Source organism: Nitratireductor sp. ZSWI3, assembly GCF_024655565.1.
Lineage (GTDB): Bacteria > Pseudomonadota > Alphaproteobacteria > Rhizobiales > Rhizobiaceae > Nitratireductor.
In genome coordinates this window covers 18,862-34,147 of record NZ_JANKOF010000052.1, presented here as the reverse complement: position 1 = coordinate 34,147, position 15,286 = coordinate 18,862, and the positions used below count along the sequence as shown (strand labels likewise).

General features: G+C 63.3%; 28 protein-coding genes. 27 read left to right on the top strand and 1 reads right to left on the bottom strand.

What is annotated here, in order from left to right; translation table 11 throughout:
* Positions 1–55: 55 nt before the first annotated feature.
* The 27 genes from rpsJ to rplQ all read left to right on the top strand — a co-directional run bounded on the left by rpsJ (position 56) and on the right by rplQ (position 14,381).
* On the top strand, positions 56–364 hold the full coding sequence (gene rpsJ / locus NUU27_RS15870) for a 30S ribosomal protein S10 (RefSeq protein WP_007009511.1): 309 nt from the start codon (positions 56–58) through the stop codon (positions 362–364).
* Between the two features lie 79 nt (positions 365–443).
* Complete coding sequence (gene rplC, locus NUU27_RS15865) at positions 444–1,175, top strand: 50S ribosomal protein L3 (RefSeq protein ID WP_257763107.1); 732 nt, start codon at positions 444–446, stop codon at positions 1,173–1,175.
* Complete coding sequence (rplD, locus tag NUU27_RS15860) at positions 1,175–1,795, top strand: 50S ribosomal protein L4 (protein ID WP_257763106.1); 621 nt, start codon at positions 1,175–1,177, stop codon at positions 1,793–1,795. The genes rplC and rplD overlap by 1 nt, the downstream gene beginning before the upstream one ends.
* Positions 1,792–2,085, top strand: a complete 294-nt coding sequence (locus NUU27_RS15855) for a 50S ribosomal protein L23 (RefSeq protein WP_257763105.1) — start codon at positions 1,792–1,794, stop codon at positions 2,083–2,085. Before rplD ends, NUU27_RS15855 begins: the two co-directional genes overlap by 4 nt.
* Positions 2,086–2,106: 21 nt before the next feature.
* Positions 2,107–2,943 (top strand): 50S ribosomal protein L2, encoded by an 837-nt coding sequence (gene rplB, locus NUU27_RS15850; protein ID WP_257763104.1) that lies wholly within the window; start codon positions 2,107–2,109, stop codon positions 2,941–2,943.
* A 16-nt stretch (positions 2,944–2,959) separates the two neighbouring features.
* Positions 2,960–3,238, top strand: coding sequence for a 30S ribosomal protein S19 (rpsS, locus tag NUU27_RS15845; RefSeq protein WP_257763103.1), 279 nt, complete (start codon positions 2,960–2,962; stop codon positions 3,236–3,238).
* A gap of 2 nt (positions 3,239–3,240) precedes the next feature.
* Positions 3,241–3,630, top strand: coding sequence for a 50S ribosomal protein L22 (rplV, locus tag NUU27_RS15840; RefSeq protein WP_008597554.1), 390 nt, complete (start codon positions 3,241–3,243; stop codon positions 3,628–3,630).
* Positions 3,630–4,337 (top strand): 30S ribosomal protein S3, encoded by a 708-nt coding sequence (gene rpsC / locus NUU27_RS15835; RefSeq protein ID WP_257763102.1) that lies wholly within the window; start codon positions 3,630–3,632, stop codon positions 4,335–4,337. Before rplV ends, rpsC begins: the two co-directional genes overlap by 1 nt.
* A 20-nt stretch (positions 4,338–4,357) precedes the next feature.
* Positions 4,358–4,771, top strand: coding sequence for a 50S ribosomal protein L16 (rplP, locus tag NUU27_RS15830; RefSeq protein ID WP_257763101.1), 414 nt, complete (start codon positions 4,358–4,360; stop codon positions 4,769–4,771).
* Between the two features lie 14 nt (positions 4,772–4,785).
* Positions 4,786–4,986, top strand: a complete 201-nt coding sequence (gene rpmC, locus NUU27_RS15825; protein WP_257763100.1) for a 50S ribosomal protein L29 — start codon at positions 4,786–4,788, stop codon at positions 4,984–4,986.
* A gap of 11 nt (positions 4,987–4,997) precedes the next feature.
* Positions 4,998–5,240, top strand: coding sequence for a 30S ribosomal protein S17 (rpsQ, locus tag NUU27_RS15820; protein WP_257763099.1), 243 nt, complete (start codon positions 4,998–5,000; stop codon positions 5,238–5,240).
* 65 nt (positions 5,241–5,305) lie between these two features.
* Positions 5,306–5,674 (top strand): 50S ribosomal protein L14, encoded by a 369-nt coding sequence (rplN, locus tag NUU27_RS15815; protein ID WP_007009523.1) that lies wholly within the window; start codon positions 5,306–5,308, stop codon positions 5,672–5,674.
* A 12-nt stretch (positions 5,675–5,686) separates the two neighbouring features.
* On the top strand, positions 5,687–6,001 hold the full coding sequence (rplX, locus tag NUU27_RS15810; protein ID WP_257763098.1) for a 50S ribosomal protein L24: 315 nt from the start codon (positions 5,687–5,689) through the stop codon (positions 5,999–6,001).
* Entirely contained in the window at positions 5,994–6,551 is a 558-nt protein-coding gene (gene rplE / locus NUU27_RS15805; RefSeq protein ID WP_257763097.1) for a 50S ribosomal protein L5, read from the top strand. Before rplX ends, rplE begins: the two co-directional genes overlap by 8 nt.
* 27 nt (positions 6,552–6,578) lie before the next feature.
* A complete protein-coding gene (gene rpsN, locus NUU27_RS15800; protein ID WP_257763096.1) occupies positions 6,579–6,884 on the top strand; it encodes a 30S ribosomal protein S14 in 306 nt (101 codons plus the stop codon).
* A gap of 12 nt (positions 6,885–6,896) precedes the next feature.
* On the top strand, positions 6,897–7,295 hold the full coding sequence (gene rpsH, locus NUU27_RS15795; protein WP_257763095.1) for a 30S ribosomal protein S8: 399 nt from the start codon (positions 6,897–6,899) through the stop codon (positions 7,293–7,295).
* Between the two features lie 38 nt (positions 7,296–7,333).
* The gene (gene rplF / locus NUU27_RS15790) at positions 7,334–7,867 is read left to right on the top strand and encodes a 50S ribosomal protein L6 (protein WP_257763094.1); all 534 of its coding nucleotides are present in this window, start codon (positions 7,334–7,336) and stop codon (positions 7,865–7,867) included.
* A gap of 11 nt (positions 7,868–7,878) precedes the next feature.
* Positions 7,879–8,238 (top strand): 50S ribosomal protein L18, encoded by a 360-nt coding sequence (rplR, locus tag NUU27_RS15785; RefSeq protein WP_257763093.1) that lies wholly within the window; start codon positions 7,879–7,881, stop codon positions 8,236–8,238.
* A 72-nt stretch (positions 8,239–8,310) separates the two neighbouring features.
* Positions 8,311–8,868, top strand: coding sequence for a 30S ribosomal protein S5 (gene rpsE, locus NUU27_RS15780; RefSeq protein ID WP_257763092.1), 558 nt, complete (start codon positions 8,311–8,313; stop codon positions 8,866–8,868).
* A gap of 66 nt (positions 8,869–8,934) precedes the next feature.
* Entirely contained in the window at positions 8,935–9,135 is a 201-nt protein-coding gene (gene rpmD, locus NUU27_RS15775) for a 50S ribosomal protein L30 (RefSeq protein ID WP_257763091.1), read from the top strand.
* A 19-nt stretch (positions 9,136–9,154) separates the two neighbouring features.
* Complete coding sequence (gene rplO, locus NUU27_RS15770) at positions 9,155–9,631, top strand: 50S ribosomal protein L15 (RefSeq protein ID WP_257763090.1); 477 nt, start codon at positions 9,155–9,157, stop codon at positions 9,629–9,631.
* A 133-nt stretch (positions 9,632–9,764) separates the two neighbouring features.
* Entirely contained in the window at positions 9,765–11,105 is a 1,341-nt protein-coding gene (secY, locus tag NUU27_RS15765; protein ID WP_257763089.1) for a preprotein translocase subunit SecY, read from the top strand.
* Complete coding sequence (locus NUU27_RS15760; RefSeq protein WP_257763088.1) at positions 11,102–11,689, top strand: adenylate kinase; 588 nt, start codon at positions 11,102–11,104, stop codon at positions 11,687–11,689. The genes secY and NUU27_RS15760 overlap by 4 nt, the downstream gene beginning before the upstream one ends.
* Positions 11,690–11,886: 197 nt before the next feature.
* Positions 11,887–12,255, top strand: coding sequence for a 30S ribosomal protein S13 (gene rpsM, locus NUU27_RS15755; protein ID WP_257763087.1), 369 nt, complete (start codon positions 11,887–11,889; stop codon positions 12,253–12,255).
* Positions 12,256–12,400: 145 nt separating this feature from the next.
* The gene (gene rpsK, locus NUU27_RS15750; protein ID WP_257763086.1) at positions 12,401–12,790 is read left to right on the top strand and encodes a 30S ribosomal protein S11; all 390 of its coding nucleotides are present in this window, start codon (positions 12,401–12,403) and stop codon (positions 12,788–12,790) included.
* 100 nt (positions 12,791–12,890) lie between these two features.
* Complete coding sequence (locus tag NUU27_RS15745) at positions 12,891–13,901, top strand: DNA-directed RNA polymerase subunit alpha (RefSeq protein ID WP_257763085.1); 1,011 nt, start codon at positions 12,891–12,893, stop codon at positions 13,899–13,901.
* 48 nt (positions 13,902–13,949) lie between these two features.
* Complete coding sequence (gene rplQ / locus NUU27_RS15740; RefSeq protein WP_257763084.1) at positions 13,950–14,381, top strand: 50S ribosomal protein L17; 432 nt, start codon at positions 13,950–13,952, stop codon at positions 14,379–14,381.
* 411 nt (positions 14,382–14,792) lie between these two features.
* Here rplQ and NUU27_RS15735 read toward each other — a convergent pair whose 3' ends face one another.
* Entirely contained in the window at positions 14,793–15,143 is a 351-nt protein-coding gene (locus NUU27_RS15735; protein WP_257763083.1) for a DMT family protein, read from the bottom strand.
* Between the last annotated feature and the right edge of the window lie 143 nt (positions 15,144–15,286).

Here is a 15,286-nt window from a genome sequence, read left to right as displayed (position 1 = left end):
AACCTTCCGGCGCGGCGCGGGTCTCCGCGCCGCCGCGGGAACAAGGAATTGACACATGAACGGACAAAATATCCGTATCCGCCTCAAGGCGTTTGATCATCGCGTGCTCGACGCCTCGACGCGGGAAATCGTGTCTACGGCAAAACGTACGGGCGCCAATGTGCGCGGCCCAGTGCCGCTGCCGACGCGCATCGAGAAGTTCACCGTGAACCGGTCTCCTCACATCGACAAGAAGAGCCGGGAACAGTTCGAGATGCGCACCCACAAGCGGCTGCTCGACATCGTCGATCCGACGCCGCAGACGGTCGATGCGCTGATGAAGCTCGATCTGGCCGCCGGCGTCGACGTCGAGATCAAGCTGTAGGGAAGACAAAGGTCCGGAACCCGCGCCACCGCCCGAGAAAGGGAGAGGCGGCAGGGAACCCTGAAAGGAAATCGAACCGATGCGTTCAGGTGTTATCGCACAAAAGGTCGGTATGACGCGCGTCTACAACGAAGCGGGTGAGCATGTGCCCGTGACGGTTCTGCGTATGGAGAACTGTCAGGTTGTCGCGCAGCGTACCGAGGACAAGAACGGCTATACGGCGGTTCAGCTCGGCGTTGGACTCGCCAAGGTGAAGAACACGTCGAAGGCGCTGCGCGGCCATTTTGCCGCTGCTTCCGTGGAACCCAAGGCCAAGGTCGCCGAGTTCCGCGTGTCGCCGGACAATCTTCTCGATGTCGGCGCCGAGATCACGGTGGAGCATTTCGTCCCCGGCCAGAAGGTCGACGTGACGGGCACCTCCATCGGCAAGGGCTTCCAGGGTGTCATGAAGCGCCACAATTTCGGTGGCGGCCGTGCGACCCATGGTAACTCGATCTCGCACCGCTCGCACGGTTCGACCGGTCAGCGCCAGGACCCCGGCAAGGTGTTCAAGGGCAAGAAGATGGCAGGTCACATGGGCGCCCACCGCGTCACGACGCAGAACCTGGAAGTGGTTTCGACCGACGCGGAGCGCGGCCTGATCCTGGTGCGCGGCGCCGTTCCCGGCTCCAAGGGTGCCTGGATCATGGTGCGCGACGCCGTCAAGGCGCCGCTGCCGGACAATGTCCCGATGCCGGGCGCCATCCGCGCCAATGGCAACAAGGACGCGGCGAAGGTTGAAGAAGCTGCCGCCAGCGAGGGGGCTGAATAATGGATCTCAAGATTACCACCCTCGCAGGCGCCGACGCCGGCAAGCTGAAGGTTTCGGACGAAATCTTCGGTCTGGACCCGCGCGAGGACATCCTGCACCGCGTCGTGCGCTGGCAGCTTGCCAAGAAGCAGCAAGGCACGCACAAGTCCAAAGGCCGTGCGGAGATCGCCCGTACCGGCGCCAAGATGTACCGCCAGAAGGGCACCGGCCGCGCTCGCCATTCGTCGGCGCGCGCTCCGCAGTTCCGCGGCGGCGGCAAGGCACACGGCCCGGTCGTGCGCAGCCACGCCCACGACCTTCCCAAGAAGGTCCGGGCGCTCGGCCTGAAGCACGCCCTGTCGGCCAAGGCCAAGGGCGCCAACCTGATCGTCATCGACGAGCTGGTGCTGGCCGAAGGCAAGACCAAGGCCCTGGTGGAGAGCTTCGCCAAGCTCGGGCTGAGCAACGCTCTTCTGATCGGCGGCGCGGAAGTCGACGCCGGCTTCAAGCGCGCCGCTCAAAACATCGCCAACATCGACGTTCTGCCGGTGCAGGGCATCAATGTGTACGACATTCTGCGCCGCGGCACGCTGGTCCTGTCCAAGGCCGCCGTCGAGGCCCTCGAGGAGCGTTTCAAATGACGGATCTTCGCCACTATGACGTGATCGTCAGCCCGGCGATCACCGAGAAATCGACCATGGTGTCGGAAGCGAACCAGGTCATCTTCAACGTTGCCCGCAAGGCGACGAAACCGGAGATCAAGGCTGCCGTCGAGGCGCTGTTCGGCGTCAAGGTCGCCGGCGTCAACACGCTGGTTCGCAAGGGCAAGGTGAAGCGGTTCCGCGGAACGATTGGCCGCCAGAGCGACGTCAAGAAAGCGATCGTCACGCTGGCCGAAGGTCATTCGATCGACATCGCGACTGGCCTTTGATCGGGCGGCGAGGAAAAGACAATGGCACTGAAGAAGTATAAACCGGTAACCCCAGGCCAGCGCCAGCTGGTCATCGTCGACCGCTCCGGCCTGCACAAGGGCAAGCCCGTGAAGGGGCTGACGGAAGGCCTGACGGGCAAGGGCGGCCGCAACAACACGGGCCGCATCACTGCCCGCTTCCAGGGCGGCGGTCACAAGCGCACCTACCGTCTGATCGACTTCAAGCGTCGCAAGTTCGACGTTTCGGCAACGGTCGAGCGGCTGGAATACGATCCGAACCGGACCGCCTTCATCGCGCTGGTGCGCTACGAGGACGGCGAGCTGTCCTACATTCTGGCGCCGCAGCGTCTGGCCCCCGGCGACAAGGTGATCGCCAGCGACAAGGGCGTCGACGTGAAGCCGGGCAATGCGATGCCGCTGTCGGCCATGCCGGTCGGCACGATCGTGCACAATGTCGAGCTGAAGCCGGGCAAGGGCGGCCAGATCGCCCGTTCGGCAGGCGCCTATGTGCAGCTCGTCGGCCGCGATCAGGGCATGGCCATCCTGCGCCTCAACTCGGGCGAGCAGCGCCTGGTCTCCGGCCAGTGCTTCGCCACGGTCGGCGCGGTGTCCAACCCGGATCACGGCAATGTCAGCCTCGGCAAGGCCGGCCGCAAGCGTTGGATGGGCAAGCGCCCGCACAACCGCGGCGTCGTCATGAACCCGGTCGATCACCCGCATGGTGGCGGTGAAGGCCGCACCTCCGGCGGTCGTCATCCGGTCTCGCCGTGGGGCAAGCCCACCAAGGGCATGAAGACCCGGTCCAACAAGGCGACCGACAAGTTCATCATGCGCTCGCGCCATCAGCGCAAGAGCTAAGGAAAGGTAGCGGCAAGTGTCCCGTTCAGTCTGGAAAGGCCCCTTCGTCGACGGCTATCTGCTCAAGAAGGCCGACAAGGTGCGCGAAAGCGGCCGTAACGAGGTCATCAAGATGTGGAGCCGCCGCTCCACCATCCTGCCCCAGTTCGTGGGTCTGACCTTCGGTGTTTACAACGGCCAGAAGCATATTCCCGTTTCCGTCTCCGAGGAGATGGTGGGCCATAAGTTTGGTGAGTTTGCTCCGACCCGCACCTATTACGGCCACGGGGCGGACAAGAAGGCAAAGAGGAAATAACGATGGGCAAGGCCAAAGCGCCGCGCAGGCTTGCTGACAATGAGGCGCGTGCCGTATTGCGCACGATCCGCGTCAGCCCGCAGAAGCTGAACCTCGTTGCCGCGATGATCCGCGGCAAGAAGGTGGCGACCGCGCTCGCCGATCTGGAGTTCTCGCGCAAGCGGATCGCCGGCACCGTCAAAAAGACGCTGGAATCGGCGATCGCCAATGCGGAGAACAATCACGACCTGGACGTGGATGCGCTGGTCGTGGCCGAAGCCCATGTCGGCAAGTCGATCGTCATGAAGCGGTTTCATGCGCGTGGCCGCGGCCGCGCCAGCCGCATCGAGAAGCCGTTCTCGCATCTGACGATCGTCGTGCGCGAAGTGGAAGAGAAAGTGGAGGCCGCCTGATGGGCCAGAAAATCAATCCGATCGGTCTGCGTCTCGGGATCAACCGCACGTGGGATTCGCGCTGGTTCGCCAACACCGGCGAGTATGGCGAGCTGCTGCACGAGGATTTCAAGATCCGCAACTACATCGAGAAGGAGCTGAAGCAGGCTGCCATCTCGAAGGTGGTGATCGAGCGTCCGCACAAGAAGTGCCGCGTGACGATCCACGCCGCCCGTCCCGGTCTGATCATCGGCAAGAAGGGCGCCGACATCGAGAAGCTGCGCCGCAAGGTCTCGCAGATGACGAATGCGGAGACGCATCTCAACATCGTCGAGGTGCGCAAGCCGGAGATCGACGCGACGCTGATCGCCCAGTCGATCGCCCAGCAGCTCGAGCGCCGCGTGGCGTTCCGCCGCGCCATGAAGCGCGCCGTGCAGTCGGCGATGCGTCTCGGCGCCGAGGGCATCCGCATCAACTGCTCGGGTCGCCTGGGCGGTGCCGAGATCGCCCGCATGGAATGGTACCGCGAGGGCCGCGTTCCGCTGCACACGCTGCGCGCCGATGTCGACTACGGCACGGCCGAGGCGAAGACGGCCTACGGCATCTGCGGTGTGAAGGTCTGGGTGTTCAAGGGCGAGATCCTGGAACATGACCCGATGGCTTCCGAGCGCCGTGCGGTCGAGGGCGACCAGGGCGCAAGCGGCGGCCGTCGTCGCGAGAACGCTTGAGGATTTTGGAGTAGACAACAATGCTGCAACCAAAGCGCACAAAGTTCCGCAAGCAGTTCAAGGGCCGCATTCACGGCCTGGCGAAGGGCGGCACGGAACTGAATTTCGGCTCTTTCGGCCTGAAGGCGCTGGAGCCGGAGCGGGTCACCGCCCGTCAGATCGAGGCTGCACGCCGCGCCATCACGCGTCAGATGAAGCGTCAGGGCCGTGTGTGGATCCGCATCTTCCCGGACGTTCCGGTCACCTCGAAGCCGACCGAAGTCCGCATGGGTAAGGGCAAGGGCTCGGTCGATTACTGGGCCTGCCGCGTGAAGCCCGGCCGGGTGATGTTCGAGATCGATGGTGTCGCCGCCGATGTGGCGCGCGAGGCTCTTCGTCTCGGCGCTGCCAAGCTGCCGATCAAGACGCGCTTCGTGCAGCGTATTGCAGAGTAGGAAAGGCGGACGCGATGAAGGCCGTTGATGTCAGGGCGATGACGCCGGACCAGCTCACCGACGAGCTGGCGAAACTGAAGAAAGAGCAGTTCAACCTCCGCTTCCAAAAAGCGACCGGGCAGCTCGAGAAAACCGCGCGCGTGAAGGAAATCCGCAGGGATATCGCGCGCATCAAAACAATCGCGGCCGAGAAGTCGGCCGGCAGCAAGGCCTGAGGACAGCGAACATGCCAAAGCGCGTTTTGCAGGGCACCGTGGTGAGCGACAAGAACGACAAGACCGTTGTGGTTCGCGTCGAGCGCCGTTTCACGCATCCGATGATGAAGAAGACGGTGCGTATGTCCAAGAAGTACAAGGCGCACGACGAGAACAACGCGTGCAAGGTCGGCGACGTGGTCACCATCGAGGAGACCCGCCCGATTTCGAAGGACAAGAGCTGGGTCGTCGTCACCGACGTCCAGGCGCAGTAGAGATTGAAATTGCCGGAAAGCGGATTATCTGAGCCGCTTTCCTCTGAACGAGAAGGCGGCCAGTCATGATTCAGATGCAAACAAACCTCGACGTGGCGGACAATTCCGGCGCCCGTCGTGTCATGTGCATCAAGGTGCTTGGCGGTTCGAAGCGGAAGTATGCCTCCGTCGGCGACATCATCGTGGTGTCGGTGAAAGAGGCGATCCCGCGCGGCCGCGTGAAGAAGGGCGACGTGATGAAGGCGGTTGTCGTGCGCACGGCGAAGGATATCCGCCGCGCCGACGGCAGCGTCATCCGTTTCGACAAGAACGCAGCCGTTCTGGTCGATAACAAGAAAGAGCCTGTCGGCACGCGTATCTTCGGACCGGTTCCGCGCGAGCTGCGCGCCAAGAACCACATGAAGATCATTTCGCTCGCGCCGGAAGTGCTCTAGGAGGCCGGGGATATGCAGAAGATTAAAAAAGGCGACAAGGTCGTCGTTCTGGCCGGCAAGGACAAGGGCCGTACCGGCGAGGTGGTGAAGGTGATGCCGAAGGACGACAAGGCTGTCGTTCGCGGCGTCAACCTGGTGCGCCGCCACCAGAAGCAGTCCGCCCAGACCGAGGGCGGCATCATCACCAAGGAAGCGCCGATTCACCTGTCGAATCTGGCGGTCGCCGATCCCAAGGACGGCAAGCCGACCCGCGTCGGCTTCAAGGTCCAGGAGGACGGCAAGAAGGTGCGCGTGGCGAAGCGCTCTGGAGAATTGATCGATGGCTAAAGTTCAGTACCAGCCGCGCTGGAAGACGAAGTACGAGGAGGTGATCCGCAAGGAACTCCTCGAGACGTTCAAGTATGAGAACGAGATGCAGGTCCCGCGCCTGGAGAAGATCGTGCTCAACATGGGCGTCGGCGAGGCCACCGGCGATTCCAAGAAGCCGACCATCGCTGCCGAGGACCTTGCGAAGATCGCCGGCCAGAAGCCGGTCATCACCCGCGCCACGAAGTCGATCGCCGGCTTCAAGGTGCGCGAGGGCATGCCGCTCGGCGCCAAGGTGACGCTGCGCAAGGACCGCATGTACGAGTTTCTGGACCGCCTCGTGACGATCGCGCTACCGCGCGTCCGCGACTTCCGCGGCCTGAACCCGAAGAGCTTCGACGGCCGCGGCAACTTCGCCATGGGCCTGAAGGAGCACATCGTGTTCCCCGAGATCAACTACGATCAGGTCGATCAGATCTGGGGAATGGACATCATCGTCTGCACGACCGCCAAGACCGACGACGAAGCGAGGGCTCTGCTGAAGGCCTTCAACTTCCCGTTCCGGCAGTAACGGCAGGCGAGAAGAAGGACACTTTAAATGGCAAAAGTCAGCGCAGTCGAAAAGAACAACCGTCGGCGCAAGATGGTCAAGAGCTATGCCGCCAAGCGTGCGGCGCTCAAGGCGATCATCATGGATCAGTCCAAGCCGATGGAAGAGCGCTTCCAGGCGCAGCTCAAGCTCGCAGCCCTGCCGCGCAACTCGTCGAAGACGCGTATCCGCAACCGCTGCGATGTGACGGGGCGTCCGCGCGCCTATTATCGCAAGCTGAAGATGTCGCGTGTGGCGCTGCGTGAATTGGGCAACAACGGCCTGATTCCGGGCCTGGTCAAGTCGAGCTGGTAAGGGGTAGAGACGATGTCCGTGAATGATCCTCTCGGCGATATGCTGACCCGTATCCGCAACGCGATCGGCCGCAACAAGACCAAGGTCTCGACGCCGGCTTCGCGCCTGCGCGCCCGCGTCCTCGACGTCCTGAAGGCGGAAGGCTACATCCGCGACTACAGCCAGATCGACTACGAGAACGGCAAGTCCGAAATCGAGATCGAGCTGAAGTACGGCGAGGGCGGTTCGGTGATCCGCGAGATCGCCCGCGTTTCGAAGCCGGGCCGCCGGGTCTACGTTTCGGTGAAATCCATCCCGCAGGTCGCCAACGGTCTCGGGATCGCCATCCTGTCGACGCCGAAGGGCGTGATGGCCGATCACGAAGCGCGCGAACAGAATGTGGGCGGCGAGGTGCTCTGCCAGATCTTCTGATCCGGCAGATCGCAGACGCAAAGAACGAGGGCAGACAAATGTCTCGCATTGGCAAAAAGCCGGTCCCGGTCCCGCAGGGCGTTACCGCCAGCGTCGAGGGCCAGACCGTTACGGCCAAGGGGCCGAAGGGCGAACTGAAATTCGTCGTCAACGACGAGGTTCTGGTGAAGCTCGAGGATGGCGCGGTCTCCGTCGATCCGCGCGACCAGTCCAAGGACGCGCGCTCCAAATGGGGCATGTCGCGCACGCAGATCTCCAACATCCTGCAAGGGGTGAAGGACGGTTTCGAGAAGAAGCTCGAGATCAACGGCGTCGGCTACCGTGCGGCGATGCAGGGCAAGAACCTGCAGCTTTCGCTTGGCTACAGCCACGAAGTGATTTACGAGACCCCGCAGGGAATCACGATCACCGTGCCGAAGCCGACCGAGATCATCGTCAGCGGCATCGACAAGCAGGCGGTCGGCCAGGTCGCCGCGGAGATCCGCAAGAAGCGCGGTCCCGAGCCCTACAAGGGCAAGGGCGTGAAATATGCGAACGAGACGATCGTCCGCAAAGAAGGCAAGAAGAAGTAGGAACGCAACCCATGGTCTCGAAAGTCTCCGTCCAGCGGCGCGCGGGACGTGTTCGCCGGAAGATCAAGGCGGTCTCCAACGGCCAGCCGCGTCTGTCGGTCTACCGTTCCTCGAAGAACATCTATGTCCAGGTCATCGACGATGCCAAGGGCCTCACCCTGGCGGCCGCGTCGACCCTCGACAAGGATCTGAAGGGTCAGCTCAAGACCGGTGCCGACGCGGCTGCAGCAGCAGCCGTCGGCAAGCTGGTTGCAGAGCGCGCCCAGAAGGCAGGGGTGTCGGAAGTGGTCTTCGACCGCGGCCCGTACCTCTATCACGGCCGCGTCAAGGCGCTGGCCGATGCCGCCCGCGAGGGTGGCCTGAAGTTCTAAACCGTTCGGGCGCAAAAGGCGCCCGAATGAATTTTCAACCCGTGCTTCCGGAAAAGAACAAGGAAAAGGGCAATGGCACAAGGACGTAGGGACGATCGCCGCGAGCGCGAAGAGCGCGACAGCGAATTCGTCGACAAGCTGGTTCACATCAATCGCGTTGCCAAGGTGGTGAAGGGCGGCCGTCGTTTCGGCTTTGCCGCGCTCGTCGTCGTCGGCGACCAGAAGGGCCGCGTCGGCTTCGGTCATGGCAAGGCACGCGAAGTGCCGGAGGCCATCCGCAAGGCCACCGAGAGCGCCAAGCGCGACATGGTGTTCGTGCCGCTGCGCGGCGGCCGCACGCTGCATCACGACGTTGCCGGCCGCCACGGCGCCGGACGCGTTCTCCTGCGCGCTGCAAAGCCCGGTACCGGCATCATCGCCGGCGGCCCGATGCGCGCCGTGTTCGAGACGCTTGGCATGCAGGACGTGGTTGCGAAGTCGCTCGGCTCCTCCAACCCGTACAACATGGTGCGCGCCACCTTCGACGCCCTGAAGCGTCAGATGCATCCGAAGGACGTTGCTGCTCAGCGCGGCATCAAATATTCCACGCTGCAGGCGCGCCGCGGCGCTGCCGCCGGCGCCGAGGAATAGGGTTTTCAGGCTGGTCGGCCCGCCTGAGGCGGGCTCGATCGCCGACGTTTGCAAGGATTGACGAAGATGGCAGAGAAAAAGAAGGGCAAGACGGTCACCGTCGAGCAGATCGGCAGCCCCATCCGCCGCCCGGCCTACCAGCGCAAGACGCTGATCGGCCTTGGCTTGAACAAGTTGCACCGCCGTTCCACGCTGGAGGATACCCCTTCGGTGCGTGGCATGATCGCCTCCGTGCAGCACCTCGTCCGCGTTGTGGACGAGGCGTGAGGATCCCAGGAGAGACACGATGAAACTCAACGAACTCAGGGATAACGAAGGCGCCACGAAGTCGCGCAAGCGCGTCGGCCGCGGCATCGGCTCGGGCTCCGGCAAGACCGGCGGCCGTGGCGTGAAGGGCCAGAAGTCGCGCTCGGGCGTGGCCATCAAGGGCTTCGAGGGTGGCCAGATGCCGCTCTATCGCCGCCTGCCGAAGCGTGGTTTCAACAATATTTTCGGCAAGGACTTCAACGAGGTCTCGGTTGCCCGCATCCAGGCGGCCATCGACGCGAAGAAGCTTGACGAGAAGGCCGTGATCGACGCGGCCGCGCTGATCGCTGCCGGCGTCATCCGCCGCGCCAAGGACGGCGTTCGCGTGCTCGGCGATGGTGAGCTGAAGGCGAAGGTGACGCTCGATGTCGCCGGTGCCTCCAAGGCTGCGATCGCCAAGATCGAGAAGGCCGGCGGCTCTGTGAAGCTGCCCGAGGCGGCCTCGTCAGCCGAATAGGTTGAGGAGCAAGCGGCGGGCGACAGTTCGCCGCTTGCATCCATGTCCGCCGCACCCTATTTCGGGTTTTCGGCAACATGCGCCGACTCGCGCTGACGGGTCCCCAGGCGCGTGACGAAGCGGAGAATTCTTCATGGCATCGGCAGCGGAACAGCTTGCGTCAAACCTCAATTTCGCGGCCTTCGCGAAGGCCGAGGATCTCAAGAAGCGCATCTGGTTCACGCTCGGCGCGTTGCTTGTCTACCGCCTCGGCACCTATATCCCGATGCCCGGCATCAATCCGGATGCTTTTGCGCAGGCTTTCCAGCAGCAGTCGGGCGGCGTGCTCGGCATGTTCAACATGTTCGCCGGCGGCGCCGTGGAGCGCATGGCGATCTTCGCGCTCGGCATCATGCCGTATATCTCCGCTTCCATCATCATGCAGCTCATGACGTCGGTCGTCCCCTCGCTCGAGCAGTTGAAGAAGGAAGGCGAACAGGGCCGCAAGGTCATCAACCAGTACACGCGCTACGGCACGGTGATCCTGGCGACGGTCCAGGCCTACGGCATCGCCGTCGGACTGGAGGGCGGCGCCAACATCGTCGCCGATCCGGGCTGGTTCTTCCGCATTTCCGCGGTCATCACGCTTGTCGGCGGCACCATGTTCCTGATGTGGCTCGGTGAGCAGATCACCGCACGCGGCATCGGCAACGGCATCTCGCTGATCATCTTCTCGGGCATCGTCGCCGGCCTTCCGAGCGCCATCGGCGGAACGCTCGAACTCGGCCGCACCGGGGCGCTGTCGACGGGCCTGATCCTGGCGATCATTGTTCTCGTCATCGCGGTGATCGGCGTCATCGTCTTCTTCGAGCGCGCCCAGCGGCGGCTTCTGATCCAGTATCCGAAGCGCCAGGTGGGCAACCGCATGTTTCAGGGCGACACCTCGCACCTGCCGCTGAAGCTCAACACGGCCGGCGTCATTCCACCGATCTTCGCCTCGTCGCTGCTGCTACTGCCGGCGACCGTCGCGGGCTTTTCCGACACGACGCAGCTTCCGGGCTGGGCTGCCACCGTGCTCGCCTCGCTCGGCCATGGCCAGCCGCTGTTCATGATCTTCTACGCCGGTCTGATCGCCTTCTTCGCCTTCTTCTACACGGCGATCGTCTTCAATCCGAAGGACACGGCCGACCAGCTCAAGAAGCACTCGGGCTTCATTCCGGGTTATCGTCCGGGCGAGAGGACGGCGGAATACATCGACTACGTGCTGACCCGCATTACGGTGATCGGCGCGATCTACCTGGTTTTGATCTGTCTCCTGCCGGAGTTCCTGATTTCGGCGACCGGCGTCCCCTTCTACCTCGGAGGCACGTCGCTGCTCATCGTCGTCAGCGTCACGCTCGACACGGTGGCGCAGATCCAGGGCCATCTGATCGCCCATCAGTATGAAGGGCTGATCAAGAAATCCAAGTTGCGTGGAGGGAAGAGGGGACGATGAGGCTTATACTTCTTGGACCGCCGGGAGCGGGGAAGGGCACGCAGGCCCAGCGGCTGGTCGAGAAGCACGGTATTCCACAACTGTCGACGGGGGACATGCTGCGTGCGGCAGTCAACGCCGGCACGGATGTCGGTAAGCGTGCCAAGGCCGTGATGGATGCCGGCGAGCTGGTGTCCGACGAAATCGTCAACGCGATCGTCGCCGAGAGGATCGACCAGCCGGACTGCGCGAACGGCTTCATCCTCGACGGTTACCCGCGAACGCTTGCCCAGGCCGACGCTGTCGCCGCCATGCTGGCCGAGCGCGGACTGAGGCTCGACGCAACGATCGAGCTGGTGGTCGACGACGACGCCCTGGTCGGGCGCATCGTCAAACGAGCGCAGGAGGCGGTCGCCGCCGGCCAGACGCCGCGCAAGGACGACAATCCGGATGTCTTCGAGGACCGTCTGCGCGAGTACTATAAGAAGACGGCGGCTCTGATCGGCTACTATCACGCCAAGGGTCTGCTGCGCCGGGTCGACGGCATGGCGACCATCGACGAGGTGACCGCAGAGATCGAGCGGGTCCTCGCTTCGATCAAGTGAGCGGAAAGCACCGGGCATCGCTTGACTGGACGGCAGATATCGACTAATGCGAGCCGTCTCCTGATCGAACATGCGGTTGGTCGGGCCGGTTGGCTCGGCCACATTGTTTGTAGGAACATGTTTTCCCCGCAAGGGCCGGCCTCCACCGGACGCGGGTCAACGAAGCGCCGGCGTGTCCGGCCCACATGGAGAAGAAGATGGCTCGTATAGCCGGCGTCAACATTCCGACCAACAAGCGCGTCGTGATCGCGCTCCAGTATATCCACGGCATCGGCCCGAAGCTGGCCGGGGATATCGTCAAGAAGGTCAACATCCCGCTCGAGCGTCGCGTCAGCGAACTGACCGATGCCGAGGTGCTGGCGATCCGCGAGACGATCGACCGCGACCTGCAGGTCGAAGGCGATCTGCGCCGCGAAGTCTCGATGAACATCAAGCGCCTGATGGACCTCGGCTGCTATCGCGGCCTGCGTCATCGTCGCTCGCTCCCGGTCCGCGGCCAGCGCACGCACACCAATGCGCGCACCCGCAAGGGCCCGGCGAAGGCAATTGCCGGGAAGAAGAAGTAATTTGGGTGAATAGTGAATAGTGAATGGTGAATGGTTAGGAGCCGAACATCTCGGCCGGCGACCATTCACTACTTACCATTCACCATTCACTCCAGGTGGAGCCGCTGGTGCTACGGCGGTGTAGAGATCGTTTGAAAGGAAAGTCATGGCCAAGGAAGCCGCACGTGTTCGCCGCCGCGAACGCAAGAACATTTCGTCGGGCGTCGCGCATGTCAGCTCGACCTTCAACAACACGATGATCACGATCACCGACGCGCAGGGCAATGCGATCGCCTGGTCGTCGGCTGGTGCGCAGGGCTTCAAGGGCTCGCGTAAGTCGACGCCGTTCGCCGCGCAGGTCGCCGCCGAGGATTGCGCCCGCAAGGCGCAGGAGCACGGCATGCGCACGCTCGAGGTCGAAGTTTCGGGTCCCGGCTCCGGCCGCGAGTCGGCGCTCCGCGCGCTGCAGGCCGCCGGCTTCACCATCACCTCGATCCGCGACGTGACGCCGATCCCGCACAATGGCTGCCGCCCGCGCAAGAAGCGCCGCGTCTAAGCCTCGCGAATTTTGCCGCAAGAGCGCCTCGGCGCTCCTCTGCGGTTTCCAGAGCGCCCGCCACGATTGGATGGTGGCGGGGTAACGGAAGGAACCCGGAATGATCCAGAAGAACTGGCAAGAGCTTATCAAGCCGAACAAGGTCGAATTCTCGTCCAAGGGCCGTACCGTCACCACGCTGGTGGCCGAGCCCCTGGAGCGCGGCTTCGGCCTGACCCTCGGCAATGCGCTGCGGCGCGTCCTGCTGTCGTCGCTGCGCGGCGCGGCGGTGACGGCCGTGCAGATCGACGGCGTGCTGCACGAATTCTCGTCGATTCCCGGCGTGCGTGAGGATGTCACCGACATCATCCTCAACATCAAGGAAATCGCCCTCAGCATGGAAGGCGACGGTCCCAAGCGCATGGTCGTGCGTAAGCAGGGGCCCGGTGCCGTGACCGCCGGCGACATCCAGACCGTCGGCGACGTCGAGGTGCTCAACCCCGATCACGTTCTTTGCACGCTCGACGAGGGTGCGGAGATCCGCATGGAGTTCACGGTCGACACCGGCAAGGGCTATGTGCCGGCCGACCGCAACCGCGCCGAGGATGCGCCGATCGGTCTCATCCCGGTCGACAGCCTGTACTCGCCGGTCAAGAAGGTCTCCTACAAGGTCGAAAACACCCGCGAGGGCCAGGTTCTCGACTATGACAAGCTGACCATGACCATCGAGACCAACGGCTCGGTGACCGGCGAGGACGCCGTGGCATTCGCCGCACGCATCCTGCAGGACCAGTTGGCGCTGTTCGTCAATTTCGAGGAGCCGCAGAAGGAGCAGCCCGCCGAGCAGGTGGCCGAGCTCGCCTTCAACCCGGCGCTTCTGAAGAAGGTGGACGAGCTGGAACTTTCGGTCCGCTCCGCCAACTGCCTGAAGAACGACAACATCGTCTACATCGGTGATCTGATCCAGAAGACCGAGGCGGAGATGCTGCGCACGCCGAATTTCGGCCGCAAGTCGCTCAACGAGATCAAGGAAGTGCTGGCGTCGATGGGGCTTCACCTCGGCATGGAAGTCGAGGATTGGCCGCCGGAAAACATCGAAGAACTCGCCAAGCGTTACGAAGACCAATACTAGGCCCGATCGGCCCGCGATGCGGGCGACGGGGATTGAAGGAGAAAGGCCATGCGTCACGGAAAATCCGGCCGCAAGCTGAACAGGACGGCAAGCCACCGCAAGGCGCTCTTTGCCAATATGGCAGCCTCGCTGATCGAGCATGAGCAGATCGTTACCACCCTGCCGAAGGCGAAGGAGCTTCGTCCGATCGTGGAGAAGCTGGTGACGCTCGGCAAGCGGGGCGACCTGCATGCCCGCCGCCAGGCGATCGCGGCGATCCGCAGCGAAACGCTGGTGAAGCGCCTGTTCGACACGCTTGCCCCGCGCTATGCGGACCGCAACGGCGGTTACACGCGCATCATGAAGGCGGGCTTCCGCCATGGCGACAACGCCCCGATGGCGGTGATCGAGTTCGTCGACCGTGACGTTTCGGCCAAGGGTGCCGCCGACCGTGCGCGCCTCGAGGCCGAGGGCGGCAACGAAGAGGCCGAGGCCGCGTAATCGCGCCGCGGTCACGGTATTTGCGGGAAGGGGCCTTCGGGCCCCTTTTTTGCGTTTTGCGGGAAAGAGGACGGTGCCCTTCACCGCTGCCATGGCATGGATCCCCGGCTCGGGGGCTGGGCATGACGAATTGTGGGGATGAGTGATGCAGATCGTCGGCATCCGCGACTGACTGCATCGCCCCTGCCATTCGTCACCCTCTGGCCCTGACCCGAGGATCCATGCCTGAACAGGTGATCCTCGTAAGCCGACGCACGCCCGTACTGCCGACTGGCCGGCGAGAGGCCGCGAAGGGGGCGCCTAGAGCATTTTGCAGTCAGGTGGAATCACCTGACGGCCGCATAAATGCGGAAAGACAAAGAGATAGAACGGGGCAACGTTTCCATGAAACGATGAAATGATGAACGCGATCTAGCCGAGCGGTCCCTTGAAGACGAAGAAGGCGCCGAGGCAGATGAGGGCGAAGCCAACCGCGTGATTGATGGTCAGCTGCTCGCCGAGATAGAGCACGGAAAAGCCGGCGAAGACGCACAGGGTGATGATCTCCTGCATCGTCTTCAATTCGGCGGCGCTGTAGACCGCGTGCCCGTAGCGATTGGCCGGAACGGCGAAGCAGTATTCGATCAGCGCGATCGACCAGCTCGCCAGCACCACCATGGCCAGAGGCTTGTTGGTGAATTTCAGATGGCCGTACCAGGCGAACGTCATGAAGAGATTGGAAACGGCAAGCAGGAAGATCGGCGTCAGATGGGCGAGCGTCATGGAATGAGGATCCTGTGGAGATGTCGGAAAGCCAAAGGGCCGACCCGGCGTCGAGCGGCGATCCGCGATCGCGTTGCCGGCAGGAAGGGCGTCGGTCTCTTCAGCCTTTTAATCCGCGCAATTGCGTGTGAAAAGACGGTGCC

Excerpts from the sequence above, each read along its gene's own strand:
- rpsJ (WP_007009511.1), top strand. The coding sequence starts at position 56 with ATGAACGGACAAAATATCCGTATCCGCCTCAAGGCGTTTGATCATCGC.
- rplC (WP_257763107.1), top strand. The coding sequence starts at position 444 with ATGCGTTCAGGTGTTATCGCACAAAAGGTCGGTATGACGCGCGTCTAC.
- rplD (WP_257763106.1), top strand. The coding sequence starts at position 1,175 with ATGGATCTCAAGATTACCACCCTCGCAGGCGCCGACGCCGGCAAGCTG.
- NUU27_RS15855 (WP_257763105.1), top strand. The coding sequence starts at position 1,792 with ATGACGGATCTTCGCCACTATGACGTGATCGTCAGCCCGGCGATCACC.
- rplB (WP_257763104.1), top strand. The coding sequence starts at position 2,107 with ATGGCACTGAAGAAGTATAAACCGGTAACCCCAGGCCAGCGCCAGCTG.
- rplV (WP_008597554.1), top strand. The coding sequence starts at position 3,241 with ATGGGCAAGGCCAAAGCGCCGCGCAGGCTTGCTGACAATGAGGCGCGT.
- rpsC (WP_257763102.1), top strand. The coding sequence starts at position 3,630 with ATGGGCCAGAAAATCAATCCGATCGGTCTGCGTCTCGGGATCAACCGC.
- rplP (WP_257763101.1), top strand. The coding sequence starts at position 4,358 with ATGCTGCAACCAAAGCGCACAAAGTTCCGCAAGCAGTTCAAGGGCCGC.
- rpmC (WP_257763100.1), top strand. The coding sequence starts at position 4,786 with ATGAAGGCCGTTGATGTCAGGGCGATGACGCCGGACCAGCTCACCGAC.
- rpsQ (WP_257763099.1), top strand. The coding sequence starts at position 4,998 with ATGCCAAAGCGCGTTTTGCAGGGCACCGTGGTGAGCGACAAGAACGAC.
- rplN (WP_007009523.1), top strand. The coding sequence starts at position 5,306 with ATGATTCAGATGCAAACAAACCTCGACGTGGCGGACAATTCCGGCGCC.
- rplX (WP_257763098.1), top strand. The coding sequence starts at position 5,687 with ATGCAGAAGATTAAAAAAGGCGACAAGGTCGTCGTTCTGGCCGGCAAG.
- rplE (WP_257763097.1), top strand. The coding sequence starts at position 5,994 with ATGGCTAAAGTTCAGTACCAGCCGCGCTGGAAGACGAAGTACGAGGAG.
- rpsN (WP_257763096.1), top strand. The coding sequence starts at position 6,579 with ATGGCAAAAGTCAGCGCAGTCGAAAAGAACAACCGTCGGCGCAAGATG.
- rpsH (WP_257763095.1), top strand. The coding sequence starts at position 6,897 with ATGTCCGTGAATGATCCTCTCGGCGATATGCTGACCCGTATCCGCAAC.
- rplF (WP_257763094.1), top strand. The coding sequence starts at position 7,334 with ATGTCTCGCATTGGCAAAAAGCCGGTCCCGGTCCCGCAGGGCGTTACC.
- rplR (WP_257763093.1), top strand. The coding sequence starts at position 7,879 with ATGGTCTCGAAAGTCTCCGTCCAGCGGCGCGCGGGACGTGTTCGCCGG.
- rpsE (WP_257763092.1), top strand. The coding sequence starts at position 8,311 with ATGGCACAAGGACGTAGGGACGATCGCCGCGAGCGCGAAGAGCGCGAC.
- rpmD (WP_257763091.1), top strand. The coding sequence starts at position 8,935 with ATGGCAGAGAAAAAGAAGGGCAAGACGGTCACCGTCGAGCAGATCGGC.
- rplO (WP_257763090.1), top strand. The coding sequence starts at position 9,155 with ATGAAACTCAACGAACTCAGGGATAACGAAGGCGCCACGAAGTCGCGC.
- secY (WP_257763089.1), top strand. The coding sequence starts at position 9,765 with ATGGCATCGGCAGCGGAACAGCTTGCGTCAAACCTCAATTTCGCGGCC.
- NUU27_RS15760 (WP_257763088.1), top strand. The coding sequence starts at position 11,102 with ATGAGGCTTATACTTCTTGGACCGCCGGGAGCGGGGAAGGGCACGCAG.
- rpsM (WP_257763087.1), top strand. The coding sequence starts at position 11,887 with ATGGCTCGTATAGCCGGCGTCAACATTCCGACCAACAAGCGCGTCGTG.
- rpsK (WP_257763086.1), top strand. The coding sequence starts at position 12,401 with ATGGCCAAGGAAGCCGCACGTGTTCGCCGCCGCGAACGCAAGAACATT.
- NUU27_RS15745 (WP_257763085.1), top strand. The coding sequence starts at position 12,891 with ATGATCCAGAAGAACTGGCAAGAGCTTATCAAGCCGAACAAGGTCGAA.
- rplQ (WP_257763084.1), top strand. The coding sequence starts at position 13,950 with ATGCGTCACGGAAAATCCGGCCGCAAGCTGAACAGGACGGCAAGCCAC.
- NUU27_RS15735 (WP_257763083.1), bottom strand. The coding sequence starts at position 15,143 with ATGACGCTCGCCCATCTGACGCCGATCTTCCTGCTTGCCGTTTCCAAT.